Genomic DNA, 18,887 nt, shown 5'->3' with positions numbered 1-18,887 from the left:
TCCCCAAATACTATTGAGGCAATGATGCTGTATCCGAGGATAAGCTTATATGCCCTGATGTTGGCCTGTGCAGGGATTCCGCTGTATATTCATCTGCCCCAATTTGCCGCGACCAATCTTGGAATTAACCTTGGCACATTGGGGGTGGTTTTACTTGCGATAAGGGCTTTTGATTTGGTGCAAGACCCCCTGATTGGCTGGGCCATTGACCAATGGCCGCAAATGCAGAGTGGTTTCAGTCTGGCCGCGGCTGGGGGGCTTGCACTCGGCTTTCCGCTCTTGTTTGGTCTGCAAGATGGCCCACATGTGTTGGTCAAGTTGATCTTGATTTTGGTACTTTTGTTTTCGGCCTACAGTCTCGGCATGATCCTACTCTATGGGCGGAGCGCAACTTTGGCAAAAACACCAGAGACGCGCGCGCTGATGACTCTGGCCTCTTACCGGGAATGCGGGATGCTAGCCGGGGTTGTCCTGGCTGCAATAGCTCCAACTGTGCTGATTGGTTTTGGGGCCTCCGAACAGGGGTATGGTACTTTCGGCTTCTTGTTGGGTCTGGTGGCTGTCGTAACAGCGTTGCTGACCAGACCTATTTGGACGCGACCAGTTGTTTTGGGACAATCGCTTAGCCTTGCTTCTTTGTCGCAGGCGGGCGCTGTCAAATTGCTGATCTTGGCCGTGCTTAACAGCCTTCCGGTGGCTCTTACGTCAACTCTGTTTCTCTTTTTTGTCCAAGACTACTTGGCTCTTCCGAATTTGGCCGGGCCATTGTTGGTTTTATTCTTTGTATCAGCGGGCTTGAGCGTACCTTCCTGGACCGGTTTAAGCCGCCGGATAGGAGCGAAAAACACATTACTGATCGCCATGCCATTAGCCATTGCCAGCTTTATCGGCGCAGCGTTTCTTGCGCCCGGTAACGCAGTTGGATTTACGCTTATCTGCCTTGCATCCGGTGCAGCACTTGGGGCTGATTTGGTGCTCTTGCCCGCGCTGTTTAGCATTGCGTTGACCAAAGCTGGCCTAAACGCTGGAACGGCCTTTGGAATATGGTCGTTTGCCGGAAAGCTTGCCTTGGCCCTTGCAGCTGCAGTTGCTTTGCCATTTCTGCAAGCCCGTGGGTTCACTCCTGCCTCCGACAACTCCCGAGAGGCGCTAGGCTCTCTTGTAACGGCTTATGCCATCTTTCCTTGTTTCCTCAAAACTGCGGCCTTTTTCTACGCCCTAAGGTTGCCCTCTGAAAGTCCGTCGCCATGAAGTTGATTGCCGTATTTCTAATGATTCTGCTCGTTCTAATGATTGCAAAAACCTACGTGTTCAGTTTTCGATTCCAATCACCCAAAAACTACGCAGAAACCGGCCCACAGTTTGACCTCAAAACACACCTGTCTGGCGAGATGTTGTCGGAAGGTCTAATTTTTGGCCCGAATGGAAAAATGACCAACAGTTTTGTCGCAAAAATGGTCGGCACATGGGACGGAGACATCGGCACATTGACCGAAGAATTTACATATTCCAACGGAAAAACTCAAAATCGCAAATGGTATCTTAAGCTTGGGCCCAACAATACGTTTACAGCCACTGCAGATGACCTGGTCGGAGAAGGACAAGGCGTTGTTTCCGGATCAACCGTCCGCTTGAGTTATGAAATTATTCTTCCTCAAGACGCAGGCGGCCATACGTTGCAAGCCACTGACTGGATGTATCTGACCGCTGACGGGGCGATCATCAACAAGTCAGAGATGCGTAAATTCGGGCTGAAAGTTGCAGAATTGGTTGCATCAATGCGCCCCAATTGAGTTGAATCCTAAACGGGCTACGCCAAAAACTCTATAGTCGACCATCTTTGGATAGACGAATATGGTCGATTAGATATGCTTGGCTTTGATGATGTAACCGCCCCTGACGGCATCGCCGTGCCAAGGTGGGTTTGCAACCATCCAACAAAAGGACTTGGTGCTTGCGGAGGTCACTGACCTGAGCAATGCAATTCATTCGGCCGCGATCGTCACGATTGCAGATTCCGACGGGAAAATAATTCAAACAAACCACCATTTCACTGAGATTTCAGGATATACAGAAGCGGAAGTGCTCGGCCGGGAACACAGCGTTCTGAGTTCAGACCATCACCGCGAAGAGTACTTTGCCGATCTCTGGAGCACTATAAAGAAGGGTAAGGTCTGGCGTTCTGAGATTTGCAACAAGGTCAAGAACGGATCCAAGCTTCGTGGATGGCGTCCAGCTACTTTGACGTATCACTGAACCGAACTGCATTGTCGACGCAAACGACGTGTTTCTTAAGGTCAATAATGCATTTTGCGGCATGCTGGGGCTGCCCCGGCAGAGGATTGAGGGTCGGCCATTTTCCGACTTTGTCCGCAAACACAAGGTAACGACCGACAGCGACCATAAATTCAACATTGCACCAAACCTGTTGGATCGGGACTTCGCAGCGGAGAAACCAAACCAGAAATGGGCCGGCGACATCAGCTATGTTTGGACCCGTATAGGTTGGTTGTATCTTTCTGTGATCCTGGATCTGCATTCTCGACGGGTGCTACCTGTCTCCTTTATTGCAATTGATGCTGCTGAAGTGGTGCATTCATCGTTGGAGCGGCAGCTGAACGCGCCGTTGCCTAACGAGCATGATGGTCGGTTTGTTTTTACTCAGAAAGAGATGAATTCCATTGGTCTGACGGACAGGGAACTGCTGTTGTTACATCGTATTGAGGGTCAGGTGCATCCAGTTGGTGATGTCCTACGCAACAGACTGGAGCAAGGAGCATTGAAACGGCTATGGGACCGTGGGATGGTGCAAGTTGCTGACATCACGCCTTCGGATGCAAACCACGTGCTGGGACGGCTGGACTGTTGGGACCGGGAGGCGGCGGAAAAGGCGCTGACGCTGTTTTCCCGCCGACGGATTGGCAGTGGAAAGGTCTTGGCCACAGGGCCGCAGGACTTGGCTGAAATGATTATTGAGCAGCTGACCAAGCAGACAGTCTTGGCCTTGTTAGAAACCGCCATTGAGGAAGACGCAGAAGATTTTGGCCTGCCAGCTGCACAGTTGGCCCGCCATGTTTTGATGCAACGTGGTTTGGCAGGCCATCGTGGGATGCTGTCCCTGGATGCTGCGTTGAACAGTGATGTTGTTGGCTTGGGGGCCTCGGCACCGGTTTATTACCCGGCGGTCGGCGAGCGCCTGCATTGTCGGATGATCCTGCCGCAACACGCAGGTGTGGCCAATGCCATTGGTGCGGTAGTTGGCCGTGTTTCGATGCGGCGCAGCGGTACCGTCAGCTCGCCGGCCGAAAGACAATTTCGAGTGTTTTTGGAAGACGGACCGAAAGATTTTAACAGTTCTGATGCAGCCATGAAGATGCTGGAACAGGTTTTGTCTGAGCAGGCCCGGCAAGCCGCCGGGGAGGCCGGAGCCGAAGACATCCATGTGCATGTGAACCGCGACATCCGCACCGCGCAAATTGAATCGCGACACGTGTTTGTCGAGGCTGTGTTGACAGTTGAGGCCAGCGGTCGCCCACGGGTGGCTTTGGGCTAAGCGGGACGGCGCAATCAGTTTTGGTGGGAACGACAACCCAGCGAATATGCCTGCACCAGACGTTTTCACGCGGTGCAGGCAAGGTTTTATGCGAATTCAACCCCATTTGCACTCATCGGCAGCTCAGCGACATACTCTGCGTCAGCGGACAGGGCCGCAATCGCATTGGCCAGAGCCGGAGCGGATGGTGGTGTGCCGGGTTCACCTATGCCTGTGGGTGCTTCTGCCGAGGGCACGATGTGGGTCTCGATCACCTTGATGTCAGAGATGCGCAGCGGCTCATAGTCCGGGAAGTTGGATTGTTCCACGGCGCCACCATCGAGCGTGATTTGGTCGCGCATCGCGTGACCGATACCATAGCCGATCGCACCTTCGGCCTGCGCTGTGACTGTGTCTGGGTTCAGCGCGATGCCGCAATCCACAGCTGCGGTGACCTTCTCGACGACAATACCATCGTCAGTGTTGCCTGATACTTCCACAACCGTGGCGACGTAAGAACCAAAGGACTTATGCACGGCGATGCCTTTGGCGTGACCTGCAGGCGCAGATCCCCAGCCTGCCTTCTCGGCTGCCAGCTTAAGCACGCCAGCCTTTCGGGCCGCGTCACCTTCACCGGTTAGGTAACCAAGACGATACTCAACCGCATCCTTGCCAGACGTTTTTGCGGCCAGATCCATCATCACTTCCATGACATAAGCCGTGTGGGTGTGACCCACGGAACGCCACCAAAGAACCGACGTTGCTTTCTCGGTATCGGTGAGGCCCAGCGCTTGGCCCGGAATGGTGTAAGGGCTGTCGGCAATGCCTTCAACTGTGGAGTGATCGACGCCATCATGTACGGCAAAGGACTCGAACGCGGTGCCCTTCATGATGGATTGACCCGCGACTTGGTGATCCCAACCGATGATAGCGCCGGTTTCATCCAGACCGACGCGGACCTTGTGGCCCGCGGCCGGACGATAGTAGCCGCCACGGATGTCGTCTTCGCGATCCCAAACCAGTTTCACTGGGCGCGACCGGTCGGTCATGATGAAAGCTAGACCCGCTTCGACCTGATAGTCAGCATCAGGTGTTGCGCGACGGCCAAATGAACCACCGGCGAGCATGCTCTTGATCTGGATTTTTTCGGCAGGCAGTTCAAAGATCTGCTGATAGGCCATGTGCGGGCCTGTCGGCATCTGCGCGCCATCGTGCAGCACGATGTCACCTTCTGCAGTCTGCTCGATGGTGCAGTTTAAGGGCTCCATTGGAGCATGCGCCAGCAGCGGGAAATAGAAGGTCTTTTCCAGCACAGTTGCCGCGCCATCAACCGTCGTTTTCACGGCTGCGCGATCAGCTTTGTTGACGTTATAGGTCGGCTCTGTATTGAGCGCAGCCAGGATCTCATCTTTGATCTCCCCAGATGAGCGGGTTTCGGCTGCAGAGAGATCCCATTCGACTTCAAGCGCGTTGCGGGCCTGCATCGCCGCCCAAGTGTTCTCGGCGTACACCGCAACGCCGTGACCGGTGGGCAGAGCCTGAGCCATGATGAAGCCTTTGACCACTTTGGAGGCGCTGTCGTCAAAGGCCACAACCGTGCCGCCGCGCTGAGGCGTGCGGCGAACCATGACGACCATTTGGTTGTCCAGATGCACGTCCATGGCAAATTGTGCCTGACCGTTCACTTTGACGGGGCTGTCCAGACGGCGGGTCTGTGCATTGCCGATGATCTTCCACTCAGACGCGTCGCGCAAGCGGGGTTCTGCGGGAACTTCCATCCCGGCAGCTGCGGCGACGAACTCACCCATTGGGGCGGTTTTACCGGCACCGGTGATCACGCCTTCGACGATGTCCAGCGTACCTGCGTCCACACCCCAGGTTTTGGCCGCGGCAGAGATCAGCATCTCGCGCGCAGCAGCACCGGCGGTGCGGTACTGGGTGAAAGAGTTGGCTATCGCAGTTGACCCGCCGGTGCCCTGGAAGGGACCGAACAGCAGGTTGTTGTAGATCTCGGGGTTGGAAGGGGCAAATTCGTAGTCGATTTGCTCCATGGTGACGCCCAGTTCTTCAGCGATCAGTGTGGTCAGGCCAGTGGCGGAGCCCTGGCCAAATTCTACGTGCTTGCAAAGCGCAACAGCACGGCCATCACCAGTGATTTTTACGAAATGGTTGAGCATAGCGTCCGCAGAGTTGGATGCAGCCATGACGCCTTTGGTGTTGGCACCAATGTAGAGTGCGGCACCAGCCGCTGCAGCGCTCTTCAGGAAACCGCGACGAGAAAGTTGATCAGCCATTGTTTAAGCCTCCAGAATTTCGGATGCACGCAGAACACCGGCGCGGATGCGCTGGTAGGTGGCACAGCGGCAAGCGTTGCCATGCATATAGTCATCCACCTCTTCTGCAGTTGGCTTTGCGTTTTGACGCAACAGACCCACTGCATTCATGATCTGGCCAGATTGGCAGTAGCCACATTGAACCACATCCAATTCCAGCCAGGCCTTCTGGACTGCTGCGCCAACCTTGTCTTCTTCCATCTTCTCAATGGTCGTGATCTCGGCACCATCAATGTCTTCAATAAAGGTCTGGCAAGAGCGCACGGGTTCTCCGTCCAGATGCACTGTACAAGCGCCGCAGGCGGCTACACCGCAGCCGAACTTTGTTCCGGTCAGTTTCAATTCGTCCCGGATCACCCACAACAGCGGGGTTCCCGGCTCGGCGTCCACCTCATGGGTCTGGCCGTTTAAATTCAATGATATTGTCATGGCTTAGGGGCTCCCATTGGCTCGGTCAGTTTTTTGATGTTGGGCTTCAGATAGCAATCAACTGCCCGTTCTCCCTGCCTCATCCTCCGAAAGATCTGCCTAATCCTACGATGCCCCGGTTTTTCTGTTCTGTGATGTTGAACAAAGCCCTATATGCTCAGAACAGATGGGAAGGATACGACTGTGCAAAGAGAGTTGATCTCCGAGGTTTTCAACCATGTTCAGCAGCAAAACGGCTTTGGCGAGGCCTGCACGACGGGTGTTGATAGTCTTTTTGCTATGAGCAATCCAAAAACTACGGCGTATGAAGCGACACTGTATGAGCCGATCATGTGCCTGGTCCTGCAAGGGGTTAAAGAGGCGCATCTTGGCGAGCGGCGCGTAATATATGGCGCGGGTGACTCGCTGATTGTAAGTCATACGATGCCTGCGGTTTCGGGGGTCATTCAGGCGTCGGCAGATAAACCCTATGTGTCGCTGGCGCTGCGTTTGGACTTGGCTATGGCGCGCAGCCTTTACGATGACATTGGCGAGGCCGAAATGCCGACTGCAAGTCTGCACTCCATGAGCGTCGCAGAAACGGATGTCGGCCTGATGGACGCCATGACCCGATTGTTTCGGATTTCTCAAGACCCGACAGAGGCGCGAACTCTGGCTCCTTTGGTTGTGAAAGAGATCCATTTTCGCCTGCTACGCGCCCAGCACGGAGGAATGCTGCGCCAGCTGCTTTTGCATGAAAGCCCAGCCAGCCGTGTATCTAAGTCGATAGCGCGCATTCGTTCCGACTATAATCAAAACATTCCCGTTGCAGAGCTGGCGGCTACTGCCGGAATGAGCCAGTCCACGTTTCACGAACATTTCAAAACGGTGACCTCCTCGACACCACTCCAGTATCAAAAAGAGTTACGTCTTCTGGAGGCGCAGCGATTGCTTAGATCCAAAGGGAAAACCGTGTCGTCGGTGGCCTTCGAGGTCGGCTATGAAAGCCCAACCCAGTTCAGTAGAGAATACGCCCGGAAATTTGGCGTTACACCGAGGCAGGAAAAATCTTTATAAACCGCCTAAACGGGTGTTGTCACATTAAGTTGGCGATAATTGCGCGTCTCTCACGCAAATCCAGCTCTGTGTGCGCCATCTTCCATTCTTCTTGCTTTCCAGCAAGATAGGGGATTTGTCGCAACGGAGCTTAGAATGTGCCCTGCTACAATTTGAGAAACTTATAACTATGGTTATGTTAATTTAAGACGGAAATTGACCCGACCGAAGTTCCAGAAAGCTCTTTCAGAGCTGCCGCCATGCATCGTTGCGATGGAAACCTGTGGGTCTGCTCGCCACTGGGCTCGCGTCGCACAAGCTGCCGGACACGAGGTCGGCTTCATTCCCGCACTTTACGTCAAACCGTTTGTCAAACTCCACAAGAACGATGCGATCGATGTTGAGGCAGCGTCTCGGCCGTCCATGCGCACGGAAGCGGTAAAAGATGAAAATCAGCAGGCTTAGGCCACGCTATTACGAACACGCGATGTTTTTCCGGTTGAAAACACAGTTCATCGATGTTGTTCGCGCGCACTTGGCTGAGTATGGAATCGTTTTGCCGCAACAGCGCAGAAATGGTCAGTTGTTCGCAGAACGATGCCGCGCAGAGTTAGAGGGCGCTCCAGAAACCTTCGATCGTGAGATTGTGGAGCTGGACGTTAAAATCAAGAAAGGCGCATTGCGCAACGCCGATGCTCGACGACTGCAAACAATGCCAGGGATTGGACCGATGTCAGCGATGGCAATCCAGGCTTTCTGTCCCCCTGCTCAGAACTTTCAGAAGGGTCCCCATTTTGCAGTTTGGCTGGGTCTTGTTCCGCGACAACATTCGACCGCCTGATTTATGCAACTTTCCCCTCGTACAACGTTCAGTCCCTTGTTTTCAGTGCCAGCAACACGATGTTTTTCCACAGAATCCGCAGGAAACGGATTTTGCAAATTCAGGCGTTTAGCGAAACCAACTAAGATTTTACATTGCGGCAACCACGAGCAGTTGCGCAAGCACCTGGGCGACATCATAGCGACTAACAGCGATGCCCACAGGCTCAAGGCCTCCAGCGGCCGCACGCCTTGCCAACGCAATTGCAAGAATTGGCCAAACGGGCCAGATTGATCCATCTTGAATCCGGTCGACCAGCTGTGAGGGCAGAAAGCATAGGACTTGTCACGCCCGTTTCTGATGGTGGCCCTTCCCTACCTAAATGATCCAATGCTATGTTGTTCGTGGTCGCTCCTGCGAAAGTGGATGCCGACCAGTTTCTGGATATGTGTGACAAATCCGAATTGTGGTAAAAGTTTATCAATCCAAAATCAAAACTTCAGCGCTAGAAATACCCTTCGACCATTTGAGGCAAAGCTGTTCCTAGGGTTTATCACGGCGCTGCGCCCAGCCCAATGGAGGTTGGTATAGTGAATAAGGTAGAGACTGCGTGGTACTGAGTTCAACAAGGAATGGTTTGAGGGTTGTAAAGGCCTTCTTCCCTTGAAAACGAGTGATCTGGGGAAACCCAAACACTTTAAGTGACGACCAGATGTTTTTGGAAACATGTGGGAGTAGCGAAAGCGGAGGTTTGAATGACCAATAGAGCCATATTGGGAATGGCAGTGTTTTTTGGAATAGCATTGCAGCCCTTTTCATCGGTGGTGGCCGAAGAGGAACCGCTGATATTAACGAATAACTATTGGCCTCCTTACAAGGGCGAAACCCTACCCAAGGGGGGCATCATCACCGACATTACTATGCAGGCACTTGCACGTGCGGGATACGAGGTGGCGGTAGCCATCGTTCCGTGGAACCGAGCCTATGCCGGGACAGTGAGTGGTAGATATCACGTGATTACGGCCATTTGGTCGACACCTGAGAGAGAAAAGGAAATTGAGTATAGCAACCCAATAGTTTCCAGCCGCATCGTTCTTATTCACCGCAGCGATTACGAATTCACCTTCAATTCATTGGAGGACCTGAGAGGGGAAACCGTTGGTGTCACCGCGGGTTATGGTTATCCAGAGGATTTTCAAAATGCGGACTTTTTTGTCCGAGAGGAGTCCGAAACGCTTTCTCTAAGCTTGCGAAAACTGATATTTGGTCGAACTAACGTCATCGTTGCTGAGGAAATTGCAGCACGTTATGCTGTTGCCACTGAATATCCGGATGCGGTGGTCAGCCTGAAATACTCTGAGATAGCGTTGCAGGAAAACCCTATGCATGTCGCTTTTTCCCGAGCGCGCCCGGATCATGTCGAGATTAGAGATCGCTTCAATGAAGCTCTTGACGAGATGCGCAAAAACGGAACTCTGAAAGACATTCTCGAGTTCCATGGTGTTTCGAGGTTGATGCAGTAAAAAAATCGAGCCTCCACACCATATAGGAACCGAAGTCCCATATAATGAAAAGCCAGAAAACGAAATCAGAAAGAAATGGAAGCGGTTGCTTCTTAACATCGACGAAGTGTTGAGGACAAAATGACCGTACGACTCACCAATCGTCTTTCGTTCAAACAAGTGCGGCTGGCTGTCTTTCTTGCCTTCTTTCTTGGGTTGTTTCTGAGTGGGCTGCAGATTTGGCTGGATTTCAAAGATGAAAAAGAGCGGGTGAATGCAACTGTTTCTCAACTTTTGAATGCAGTACGAGACTCTGCCGCCCAGGCTGCCTTTGGTCTTGAGAGCCGACTAGGCTCCAGAGTTGTTTCTGGTTTGTTTGAATATAAGGCAATCGTGCAAGCCGAGATTGAAACCGATTTTGGTAACACTCTTGCCAGAATGGAAACCGCCAAGAAAGAACCCACAAAGCTTTGGTTCGAAGGCCTTCTACTCGAGAACCGTCCGCGAATTCACTCCATCGAGCTCTTTGTGGAAGGTCACTCGGCTCCAGTCGGATCCTTGAAAGTCTGGGTTGCCCCCTATCTGGCCTATGGCAATTTTTTCAATCGCATCTGGCTAATTGTTCTTTTCGGAGTAATCCGGAGCCTGATGCTGGCAGCAGCGCTGATGGCGGCATTCTATTTCCTTTTGACTAAACGTCTTGAGAGGATATCAAAAACAGTTGAGGGATTTGGCCCAAAACAATCGGTCGAACCAGAAGGTGACAAAAACTACAACGATAAACGCGATGAGTTGGATATCCTTGAGGCATCTATCCGCAACTACCAACACGAAAAAAGAAAAGATCTGGATTTTCTTGAGGCACGTGTAGCTGAGAGAACGCAAAAACTGAGAGTGGCAGCCCATAAAGCAGAGGCTGCCAATCGAGCGAAATCTCAGTTCCTTGCCAATATGTCCCATGAAATACGCACGCCAATGAACGGTGTCGTCGGGATGGCTGAAGTCCTCTCCCAGACTGAGTTGCAGCCTGAGCAGTCGCGCATGCTGGCAACTATTAGCAGGTCGTCCATGTCGCTGCTTCGGATCATCGAGGACATTCTCGACCTGTCCAAAATCGAAGCGGGCAAGGTATCGCTTGAGTCTGTACCCATCAACTTTCGCGACCTTTTTGAAGGGGTCGTCGATACCCTGCGGCCAATAGCAAAAGGGTATAACGTCAGGATTACTTTTGGATTGGACCCCAGAATTCCACGCTTTATTCTCGGCGATCCGGTCCGTCTTCGCCAAGTGTTTGTGAACCTTCTGAACAATGCCTTAAAATTTTCCAGCCGAGAGGTTGATCAGCAACCCGGCCGTGTCAGGTTACTTGCCAATCATTCTGAAGAAACCCTGATGAAGATAACCGTGAGCGACGACGGCATTGGCATGACCGAGGACGTACTTAACAAGCTGTTTCAAGCGTTTACGCAGGGCGAAGACTCCACCACCCGGCGTTATGGCGGCACTGGCTTGGGACTTGTTATCACCCGAGACATAATCGAACTCATGAACGGGACAATCAACGTCGAAAGTACATTTGGCGAAGGGAGCATATTTGAAGTGACCTTACCCTATGTGCAGACAGATGGCGTATGTGAAGACCCCGACATTTCTGGACTGAATGTGCTGGCTCTTGTTGATGAAGGAATTAATCGCAAGACGCTCTCGGGCTACATAGAGCATCATCAGTCAAGTATAGTTTATGCGGAGACTGGGGCTGAGCTACAGACCTTGATTTCAGCGGTGACGGACCAGACTATCGTTCTGTTGTCGCTCGATACATTTTCCGAAGACATGCGCGTTAGCAAGGCTGTTTCCGATGGCAATGATCTGATTCGATTTCTGTATTTGGTAGCCGACCAAGAAGAAGTCGATCGCTGTAGCCTGCCGGATTGTTTAGCTGTTCAAAGATACCCGTTGCTTCCGTCCGAACTGATCCAGGGCATATCAGTGCTGGCCGAACGGGTGAACGCTGAAGTTTTTCATCAAGAGGCAGAGATCGCGAAATTATTCGCTGAGAAGGATGCTTGGCCAAAAACACTGCTTGTGGAAGACAACGAAATCAATCTGGAGGTGATTTTCATGCAGTTAAAATCTCTGGGTTTTAGCCCAGAGGTCGCGATGAACGGCTACGAAGGGCTAGAGAAATGGAAAACTGAACACTTCGATCTGGTCCTGACAGACTGCAATATGCCCACGATGGATGGGTTCGAAATGACCAGGAGAATACGAATTGTCGAAAAAGCAGAGGGGCGATCTCCATCAAAGATTATTGCGATTACCGCTAATGCGATGGGAGGAGAAGCCGAGAAGTGCCTTGCTGCTGGTATGGATGATTACCTCTCAAAACCGACTACACTTAAACAGCTAGGTGAAGCACTTCAGACCACCTGGCCAAATTCTCAGAAAAAGCATGACCATCGCACACCTGATGAAGAGGAAGTCAAGACAACGCCAAAAACTGCGCCTGTCGATCCATCTGTTCTGGTGGAAATACTTGGGTTCGAGGACAAGGAATATTTCGCACAGACACTGCTAAAACTAGTCGCCAGTACGGGACCAGAGATCCAGAAACTTCAAAAGGCTTTGCGAGACAACGACAACAAGACTGCTAGTTTCCTGGCACACAAACTCAAGTCGTCCATGAGGTTCGTCGGAGCCCTTGAGTTAGGAAATCTTTGTGAAAACATCGAAAAGGCCGCAAGTGGGAGCGGTGCGTTTGTTGGGCAAGACTACATCGCGCCTGTTGAACAAGGCTTCGATGCTGTTAGAGAGTTCGTCGAGGCATATGTCGAAGAAGAAATTAAGTTGTAAAGTTACCGACTTCGCCAGTCCCTGCGTCGGAGAACAGGCTAACCTCAGATCGAGGACTTTTCAGGGAGTAGTTAAAGGCGTGCAGGCACGCCTTTTCTCTAATCATAAAACGGCGCTTTCTTAAACATTCAGCATCCTTGCAGCAAAACTCCGTTTCCCACCATTTCACGTATCCCATTGCGGCCTTGTGCCTTGTACTAATGCCTCGCTTGGGCTGGAATCAGCCGTTAGATAGATTTGTCACCATGGGCACTGTTGATGCCATTTTTGCTGAGTAAAAGGCTGATCTGCGTCCCTTGGGTCGTGCCTTTGGTAGCTATGTCGAGAAGACTGTCCGTGTGCGATCTACCTGCCTGGTTCAATACGACAGCAACCGCTACAGCGTTCCGGCCCGTTTTGCAGGACCAGGGCTGTCCTTGAAAGTCACAAGCCACATCGCGGCCAAAATCAACACAGTAGCCCCGACAAACGCCACGCCCGGTACTACGTTGAACAGACTGTAATCGGCAATCACCGCAAAGACTAGCGACAGGTATTCAAACGGAGCAAGCTGGGAAACCTCGGATTTTTGCAGGGCGAGGGTCATCATTATGTGGGCAATCCCCCCTGCCAAGCCGGACCCTATGAGCAACATCCATTGCGTGGGATTCGGCTGCACCCAGCCCAGCCCGACTGTAACCAGTCCGGCAAACGCACAGGTCAGAGCAAAGTAAAAGGCAATCGCTCCAGCGTTTTCGGTCAAAGCCAAAGAACGGATTTGAATTTTGGCCCCTGCAGTAAAGACCGCCATCACCAGAGCCAGTGTCAGTCCGATCATATAGGATTGATCCAAAGCGGCGCCGGTTGCTTTTGGCAACACCAGCACCAGCATCCCCAGAAAGCTCAGCACCACGGCAAACCACCGAATGGGGCTCACATTTTCGCCCAATATGAACCGGGCCAAAACCACCGCCAACATCGGTGCGAGATAGCCAAGGATCGAAGCATGGGCCAACGGTAGATATTTTATTGAGGCAAATGAGGCAAACATCGCCGCGCAACCCATCAAACAGCGCACCAGATGCCCCATCGGCCTCTTACTGTAGAGACCGTTGGGGAAATCCTTGGTCCACATCAAAAACAGAACCAGAGGCACCAGCGCCACCGCGCTGCGAAAAAACACCACTTGGCCGATGGGCACGGCTTCGGACAGAAGCTTGATGAAAATGACCATAACGGAGAAGAAAAACGTTGCGCCAACGCGCAAGGAAATACCGGAAGTGTCCAAAACTAATCCAATCTGTGTTTAGATGTTATCCGCCAGCCGGTCACGCCAACGATCTCCGGTCAGGTTGATGGTCAGGACTGCAAACAAAACTGCCAGTCCCGGGAATATCATGATATGCGGCGCGGTGAGCAGATAAGCCTTGCCGTCAAGCAGCATCGCCCCCCATTCTGCATTTGGCGGTTGCACTCCAAAACCCAAAAAGCTTAGCCCCGAGATCGCCAGAATGGTGCGGGACCAGCTGTTGGTCCACAGCACAAACACGCCCGGAAGAATATTGGGCAGGTTATGCTGCCAAAGCACACGCCATGCGGGCAGACCGTTCAGCCGTGCTTGCAAAATGTAATCCTGTTGCACCACGCTAATCGCGAGGCTCCGCACCAAACGGGCAAACTTCATCCAGCTGACAACGATCAGGGCCAGCACAAGGTTCATTGTGCTGGGCCCAAACAGGCCCGCGATGGTCACCGCCGAAATCAGCTCGGGGAAGGCAAAAAAGCTGTCAGTTGTGCGCATCAGGATCATATCGACCCACCGCCCATTCTGCGCTGCGACCAGCCCTACAATTGTGCCAATCGCCGCCCCGATGCTGACCACACCGAGCGACAGCCCCAGGGACCAAAAACTGCCGTAGAGGACCCGAGTGGCGATGTCCCGGCCCAAGTGGTCGGTGCCAAACCAATGCAGGGCACTGGGCGTGGCAAGCCGGTTCAAAAAATCAGCCTGTGTTGGATCATATGGGGTCATCAGCATGCCTGCACCCAAGGTCAAAGCAAAGACCATCAAGGTCCAAGTTCCCGGCATCGCGGGTATGGTTTGTTTTACATTAGGATTTGATAGGGACATGCTCATACCGCGTTCCTTTCCCCTGCCAGATGTCTGGGGTCAGTAAAGGTTTGAACCAGATCGATAACTGTATTGATCAGCACATAGGTCAGCGCAAAGAACATCACCAAAAAGACAACAACCGGCAGATCCCTAGCCAAAACCGAGCCCGCCAATAGAGAGCCAAGCCCAGACCGGGCAAAGATTATTTCGACAATTACCGCGCCTTCGATCAGTCCAGCCAGGTCCAGACCGATCATCGTCAAGGCAGGTGAAAGCGCGTGGCGCAAGACATGAGAAAAGAAGATCTCGCGCTCTGAAACACTACGCAGACGCAGGGTTTCGACAAAAGGCTGGTCATAGGCTTCTAACAGGAAACTGCGCAGTAATCGAGTTTGTGACGACATCACCCAGAAGGCCAGCGTCACCGTTGGCAAAACCAATTGCGCCAACGTTCCAGTGCCATAGGCCGGCAACCATCCCAAATGGGCTGAAAACAGCAGGATCAATAAGATCGACAGCCAGAAACTAGGGATCGCCGCCCCAACCGAGGCCAGGAGAATGGCAAAGCGATCAATCAACGAACCTTTTCGCCAGACGGCAAGCCCTGCCAGCAGAAAGGCCGCAGCCAGTCCCAGTGTCAGCGCGGTAATGGCGAGGGAAAATGTCTCTTCGAGGTTGCCAGCAAAGATGTCCCAAACCTTGGAGTGCGAGCTGTATGAACGTCCAAAGTCACCAGTCAGAAAATCCACCAGCCAATGCAGGTATTGAGAGATAAAGGGGCGGTCGAGGTGGAACTCGTCACGTATGCCCTCTAGAATTTCGGCATCAAAACCCATTTCACCAGGATAGCGCGCCTGAGCAATCGCCAAGGCTTTGTCACCAGGTGCAAAATGTGTCACCGCGAAGGTGATAAAACTGATGCCAAACAGGACAGTCACCAAACCACCAAGCCTTGTTAAAAGCGCGTTCATTCCGCAGCCTCCATCCTATTCAGCGCGCCAAGGGTCTGCGCTGCGCCCACCAGATCTGAGGCGTAGGCACTTGCTGGGTTTGCAAAGAAATCCCCCTTGTCCTGAAAGGTTTCCATCCGCCCGTTGCGCAACAACAGAATGCGGTCTGCATAGGCTGCAGCAAATCCCAGGTCATGAGTGACCACAATATAGGTGATGCCTATTTCGCGGCGCAGCTGATCCATTTTGAGGGCGATCTTCTTTTGTACCAAAGCATCCAACGCACTGAGGGGTTCGTCAAAAATGATCAGCTCAGGTTCGGCGACCAAAGCGCGCGCCAAGCAGGCACGTTGCGCCTGCCCAAGAGAGACTTCCTTGGGCAACCGATCATAAAATTCAACCGGGAGTTCCACCGCTTCTAGGGCAGACAGGGCCCGATTGCGCTGCTCTGGAGCGGGCAGCTTCTGGGTGTACAGGCTCTCGCAAATCGACTGACCCAAACTACGTTTCGGGTTCAGCGCTGCCAGCGGATCCTGCATGACATATCGACAGGCAGGCAATCCCAGCCCCGACGTTGTCGCGAAGGCAGATTCTTCTGCGGATGATCTGTGCTCAAACCGCTCGTAGCGGCAAGGCATCAACCCCATCAAACCCTTCAATAGGGTCGATTTTCCTGCGCCACTCTCGCCGATGACACACAACATTTCACTCGCTGCAACAGAAAATGATACCTCGTGCAGCAGGGTACGGCCAGCCGCCGACACAGATAGTTTGGCAATGTTCAGCATGGTTTACTCGGCCGCCAATGATTCTGGGTTTTCTTGTTGCCAATAGCGATGGGCAACAAGCTCTGCGGCGTAATCACAGGATGGAGCCGTCAACACCTGTTGCGCTGGACCGGTCTGCACCATGTGGCCTTGATGCAATATGGCGATCTGATCCGCAAACTGCGCTGCCAGCGCCAGATCATGTGTCACCATCATCACCGCTATATCGCACTCTTGCGCCACCCGCTGCACCTCGGTCAGAACCTGTGCGGCAATGAGTGGATCCAACGCCGAGGTGGGCTCGTCAAGGATTAGCATTTTAGGCTGTTCTAACAGCGCCATCGCAACCAGCAATCGTTGCTGCATGCCGCGGCTCCATTCATGAGGAAAGGCCTTGGCCAAGACTGGCAAACCAAGCGCATCCAGCACCTCACCCCCGGCAGCATGTTTGCCAAGAAGACGCTGTAATTGCTGCCACTGCCAGCGCAGTCGGCGCAAAGGGTCAAAACCATGCGCGGGGCTTTGCGGCACATAGGCAATACCCATTGGCTTGCCCGATGAGGCCTTTGACAGCGCATAATCATGACCGTCGAAGCACAAATGCCCCGCCACTGGAACTGCCGGTTTCCGCAGCCCCAGGATCAGGCGCAGCAGAGTAGACTTGCCCGCTCCTGACCCACCAACAACCGCCAAACACTGACCGTTGCTGAGAGTGAAACCGACATCTTCCAGGACGGTCTGCCTGCCGATACAGGCAGACAGGCCATTCAATGAAAGCAATGGGGCATTATCACTCAGCAAGATCCAGCTCCGGCGAAGCAAGATACGTTTCGGCCGGGTGGATCTGGTAGCCAATCACCTTACCATTGCCAACGGAAACCTGAGTTTTGTGGAACAACGGGATAATGGGTAGGTCCTGGTTCACAATGTCCTGAACCTTGGCGTAGATCGGCTGGCGCTCCTCGGTTTTGAACAACGAGCGACCCTGCTCCAGCAACGCGTCCAGATCCGGATTGCTATAGCCTGCGATGTTGTAGCTTGCGCCCGTGGCAACTAAGGTGCTGGGGAAGTAGTCTGGGTCGCCCTGCGGTGCTGTACCCCAGGCCTGTAGGTGCATATCGATCTCACCCGCCGCCAGTGCATCATTATTGGCGCCAAATTCTCCAATGGAAATCTCGGCTCCAATGCCAATCTGCTGCAACATTGCCTGCGAAATTTCCAAGGTCGGACGCAGTGCTGCACGGCCTTCATAGGTGCGCAGCTTTAGCACAACATCCGCGCCATCCAGTTCGCGAATGCCGTTGCCGTCGTTGTCCACAATACCCGCATCGTCCAACAATGCCTTGGCTTGTGCCGGATCATAAGGCAGCATCAGGTGCGGGTTCACCCAAGAGGTCATATTCGCCGGGAACATTGAATTGGCGACATCCCCACCCACGCCCGCAAGCGAGGCCGCAACGATGGTATCACGGTCCAACCCAAGCGAAACGGCCTGACGCAGAGCATCATTGGCCAAAGGCCCACCATCCATCCGCGGCTGATAGAAGAACAGACGGGTGGTTGAAGCCGCAAAACGCTGCCCGGCCTGATCTTCTTCGAGCTTGGCAAAATCAGCTTCGGGGTAATTGGAAACCAGATGTACGTCACTTGATTTCAGCGCCAATGCAGCCACCGCTCCATCTGGGATTGCATCAATGACCAACCGGTCCAACTTTGGTGCTCCGCCCCAATAGTCCGCAAAGCCGCGGCTCACATAGGTTTTTTCGGTCACAGCTTTTTCAAATACAAAGGGACCGGTGCCGATCAACGGGTAATCATCATATCCATCTTTCATGACGGCAGCAGACGGTTCGGTCAGGGTCCACAAAAACGCAGAGTTCGGCGTTTCAGTTTCAAAAATCAAAGTATGCGTGTCCTCAACTGTAATAGATTTAAGGCCCAGCAATTTTGACAGACGCGGATTGTACGCAGGGTGCCCTTCGGCATCCAGTTTGGCAAAGGAGTCTTTCACATCGGCAGCGGTCAGAACTGAACCATCATGAAATTTCACTCCTTCGCGCAGGGCTATTTTCCACTGAGTCTGCGAAAGGTTTTCATAGGACAACGCCAAACGCGGCTGCATGGACATGTCGTAGCCCAGACCGATCAAAGTTTCCGAGACGCCTGCCCGATTGCTCAACCAGCCGTTTTGGCGAGCACGAGGATCTGGGACAGAGCTCTTAGGCCCAAATGGTGCTGCAATTACCAATTCTTTGGGAGCGCGGTTTTCAGCTGAGGCGCTGGCTGCGGCCAAGGTGCTTAATGCGCTAATGAGAGAGAGTTTTGAAAACTTAGAGAAAAACACCCGCGGAAATCCTTTGTTTGGTGATGTGTTGATCGTGCCTTATACGTTATGTCATAACATAGCAACCATTGACCAAGCGTTTCCCTCAGGAAATGCTACATATTGCGCGCATCTGTGGTCAAGCCATACCAAAAGCTAGGCCTGCACGGCATTCACTCCCAAAATCACTGTAGAGAAATGGGCAGCACGTCAGACATTCTAGAGCCGCTGGTATTCTGATCATTTTGTTA

At 52.9% G+C, this 18,887-nt stretch carries 16 protein-coding genes and 2 pseudogenes; 10 read left to right on the top strand and 8 right to left on the bottom strand.

All coding sequences use genetic code 11. The features are described from left to right. Nucleotides 1-24: 24 nt before the first annotated feature. From FEE96_RS22230 to FEE96_RS22215, 4 genes and pseudogenes are all read left to right on the top strand, one after another. On the top strand, nt 25-1,251 hold the full coding sequence (locus tag FEE96_RS22230; RefSeq protein ID WP_138165323.1) for an MFS transporter: 1,227 nt from the start codon (nt 25-27) through the stop codon (nt 1,249-1,251). Next, nucleotides 1,248-1,793 carry a DUF3833 family protein gene (locus FEE96_RS22225; RefSeq protein ID WP_138165322.1) on the top strand — a complete coding sequence of 182 codons (546 nt, stop codon included), beginning with the start codon at nt 1,248-1,250 and terminating at the stop codon, nt 1,791-1,793. The genes FEE96_RS22230 and FEE96_RS22225 overlap by 4 nt, the downstream gene beginning before the upstream one ends. Nucleotides 1,794-1,950: 157 nt before the next feature. Then, nucleotides 1,951-2,256, top strand: coding sequence for a PAS domain-containing protein (locus FEE96_RS24170; protein ID WP_171021789.1), 306 nt, complete (start codon nt 1,951-1,953; stop codon nt 2,254-2,256). A gap of 115 nt (nt 2,257-2,371) precedes the next feature. Continuing rightward, a pseudogene (locus FEE96_RS22215) lies at nt 2,372-2,554 on the top strand (IS3 family transposase); the annotation flags it as partial. A gap of 1,085 nt (nt 2,555-3,639) precedes the next feature. On the opposite strand, the gene FEE96_RS22210 reads toward FEE96_RS22215, so the two are convergent. Beyond that, nucleotides 3,640-5,826, bottom strand: coding sequence for a xanthine dehydrogenase family protein molybdopterin-binding subunit (locus FEE96_RS22210; protein WP_138165321.1), 2,187 nt, complete (start codon nt 5,824-5,826; stop codon nt 3,640-3,642). Nucleotides 5,827-5,829: 3 nt separating this feature from the next. Further along, a complete protein-coding gene (locus tag FEE96_RS22205; protein ID WP_138165320.1) occupies nt 5,830-6,294 on the bottom strand; it encodes a (2Fe-2S)-binding protein in 465 nt (154 codons plus the stop codon). A 183-nt stretch (nt 6,295-6,477) separates the two neighbouring features. Here FEE96_RS22205 and FEE96_RS22200 point away from each other — a divergent pair, with 183 nt between their 5' ends. The 6 genes and pseudogenes from FEE96_RS22200 to FEE96_RS24160 form a co-directional block, all read left to right on the top strand. Continuing rightward, nucleotides 6,478-7,350: an AraC family transcriptional regulator gene (locus tag FEE96_RS22200; RefSeq protein WP_246079560.1), complete on the top strand. Its 873-nt coding sequence runs from the start codon at nt 6,478-6,480 to the stop codon at nt 7,348-7,350. Nucleotides 7,351-7,545: 195 nt separating this feature from the next. Continuing rightward, nucleotides 7,546-7,794 carry a transposase gene (locus tag FEE96_RS23615; protein WP_171021782.1) on the top strand — a complete coding sequence of 83 codons (249 nt, stop codon included), beginning with the start codon at nt 7,546-7,548 and terminating at the stop codon, nt 7,792-7,794. Next, nucleotides 7,775-8,170 carry a transposase gene (locus FEE96_RS24165; protein WP_138165318.1) on the top strand — a complete coding sequence of 132 codons (396 nt, stop codon included), beginning with the start codon at nt 7,775-7,777 and terminating at the stop codon, nt 8,168-8,170. Before FEE96_RS23615 ends, FEE96_RS24165 begins: the two co-directional genes overlap by 20 nt. A gap of 734 nt (nt 8,171-8,904) precedes the next feature. After that, complete coding sequence (locus tag FEE96_RS22190; protein ID WP_138165317.1) at nt 8,905-9,672, top strand: substrate-binding periplasmic protein; 768 nt, start codon at nt 8,905-8,907, stop codon at nt 9,670-9,672. Nucleotides 9,673-9,792: 120 nt separating this feature from the next. After that, the gene (locus FEE96_RS22185) at nt 9,793-12,504 is read left to right on the top strand and encodes a hybrid sensor histidine kinase/response regulator (protein WP_138165316.1); all 2,712 of its coding nucleotides are present in this window, start codon (nt 9,793-9,795) and stop codon (nt 12,502-12,504) included. Between the two features lie 299 nt (nt 12,505-12,803). Continuing rightward, nucleotides 12,804-12,929, top strand: a pseudogene (locus tag FEE96_RS24160) (Mu transposase domain-containing protein); the annotation flags it as partial. Here the strand turns inward: FEE96_RS24160 and FEE96_RS22180 are convergent. From FEE96_RS22180 to FEE96_RS22155, 6 genes are read right to left on the bottom strand one after another with little or no spacing between them, the layout of a single operon-like run. After that, nucleotides 12,881-13,771, bottom strand: a complete 891-nt coding sequence (locus FEE96_RS22180; protein ID WP_138165315.1) for a DMT family transporter — start codon at nt 13,769-13,771, stop codon at nt 12,881-12,883. The pseudogene FEE96_RS24160 and the gene FEE96_RS22180 overlap by 49 nt on opposite strands. An 18-nt stretch (nt 13,772-13,789) precedes the next feature. Continuing rightward, nucleotides 13,790-14,620 carry an ABC transporter permease gene (locus tag FEE96_RS22175; RefSeq protein WP_138165314.1) on the bottom strand — a complete coding sequence of 277 codons (831 nt, stop codon included), beginning with the start codon at nt 14,618-14,620 and terminating at the stop codon, nt 13,790-13,792. Next, nucleotides 14,617-15,567 (bottom strand): ABC transporter permease, encoded by a 951-nt coding sequence (locus FEE96_RS22170; RefSeq protein WP_138165313.1) that lies wholly within the window; start codon nt 15,565-15,567, stop codon nt 14,617-14,619. Before FEE96_RS22170 ends, FEE96_RS22175 begins: the two co-directional genes overlap by 4 nt. Beyond that, nucleotides 15,564-16,334 (bottom strand): ABC transporter ATP-binding protein, encoded by a 771-nt coding sequence (locus tag FEE96_RS22165; protein WP_138165312.1) that lies wholly within the window; start codon nt 16,332-16,334, stop codon nt 15,564-15,566. The genes FEE96_RS22170 and FEE96_RS22165 overlap by 4 nt, the downstream gene beginning before the upstream one ends. A 3-nt stretch (nt 16,335-16,337) precedes the next feature. Next, complete coding sequence (locus tag FEE96_RS22160) at nt 16,338-17,114, bottom strand: ATP-binding cassette domain-containing protein (RefSeq protein WP_246079558.1); 777 nt, start codon at nt 17,112-17,114, stop codon at nt 16,338-16,340. After that, a complete protein-coding gene (locus tag FEE96_RS22155) occupies nt 17,104-18,657 on the bottom strand; it encodes an ABC transporter substrate-binding protein (RefSeq protein ID WP_246079557.1) in 1,554 nt (517 codons plus the stop codon). Before FEE96_RS22155 ends, FEE96_RS22160 begins: the two co-directional genes overlap by 11 nt. Between the last annotated feature and the right edge of the window lie 230 nt (nt 18,658-18,887).

The sequence above is a fragment of the Parasedimentitalea maritima genome, assembly GCF_005771405.1.
In the GTDB taxonomy this organism is placed as follows: Bacteria; Pseudomonadota; Alphaproteobacteria; order Rhodobacterales; family Rhodobacteraceae; genus Parasedimentitalea; species Parasedimentitalea maritima.
This window is presented reverse-complemented; position numbering and strand designations above follow the sequence as displayed.

Bases quoted from the DNA above. Each gene is read 5' to 3' on its own strand.
- FEE96_RS22210 (WP_138165321.1), bottom strand. From the start codon at position 5,826: ATGGCTGATCAACTTTCTCGTCGCGGTTTCCTGAAGAGCGCTGCAGCG.
- FEE96_RS22175 (WP_138165314.1), bottom strand. From the start codon at position 14,620: ATGAGCATGTCCCTATCAAATCCTAATGTAAAACAAACCATACCCGCG.
- FEE96_RS24165 (WP_138165318.1), top strand. From the start codon at position 7,775: ATGAAAATCAGCAGGCTTAGGCCACGCTATTACGAACACGCGATGTTT.
- FEE96_RS22165 (WP_138165312.1), bottom strand. From the start codon at position 16,334: ATGCTGAACATTGCCAAACTATCTGTGTCGGCGGCTGGCCGTACCCTG.
- FEE96_RS22225 (WP_138165322.1), top strand. From the start codon at position 1,248: ATGAAGTTGATTGCCGTATTTCTAATGATTCTGCTCGTTCTAATGATT.
- FEE96_RS22170 (WP_138165313.1), bottom strand. From the start codon at position 15,567: ATGAACGCGCTTTTAACAAGGCTTGGTGGTTTGGTGACTGTCCTGTTT.
- FEE96_RS22230 (WP_138165323.1), top strand. From the start codon at position 25: ATGCTGTATCCGAGGATAAGCTTATATGCCCTGATGTTGGCCTGTGCA.
- FEE96_RS22205 (WP_138165320.1), bottom strand. From the start codon at position 6,294: ATGACAATATCATTGAATTTAAACGGCCAGACCCATGAGGTGGACGCC.
- FEE96_RS22190 (WP_138165317.1), top strand. From the start codon at position 8,905: ATGACCAATAGAGCCATATTGGGAATGGCAGTGTTTTTTGGAATAGCA.
- FEE96_RS22185 (WP_138165316.1), top strand. From the start codon at position 9,793: ATGACCGTACGACTCACCAATCGTCTTTCGTTCAAACAAGTGCGGCTG.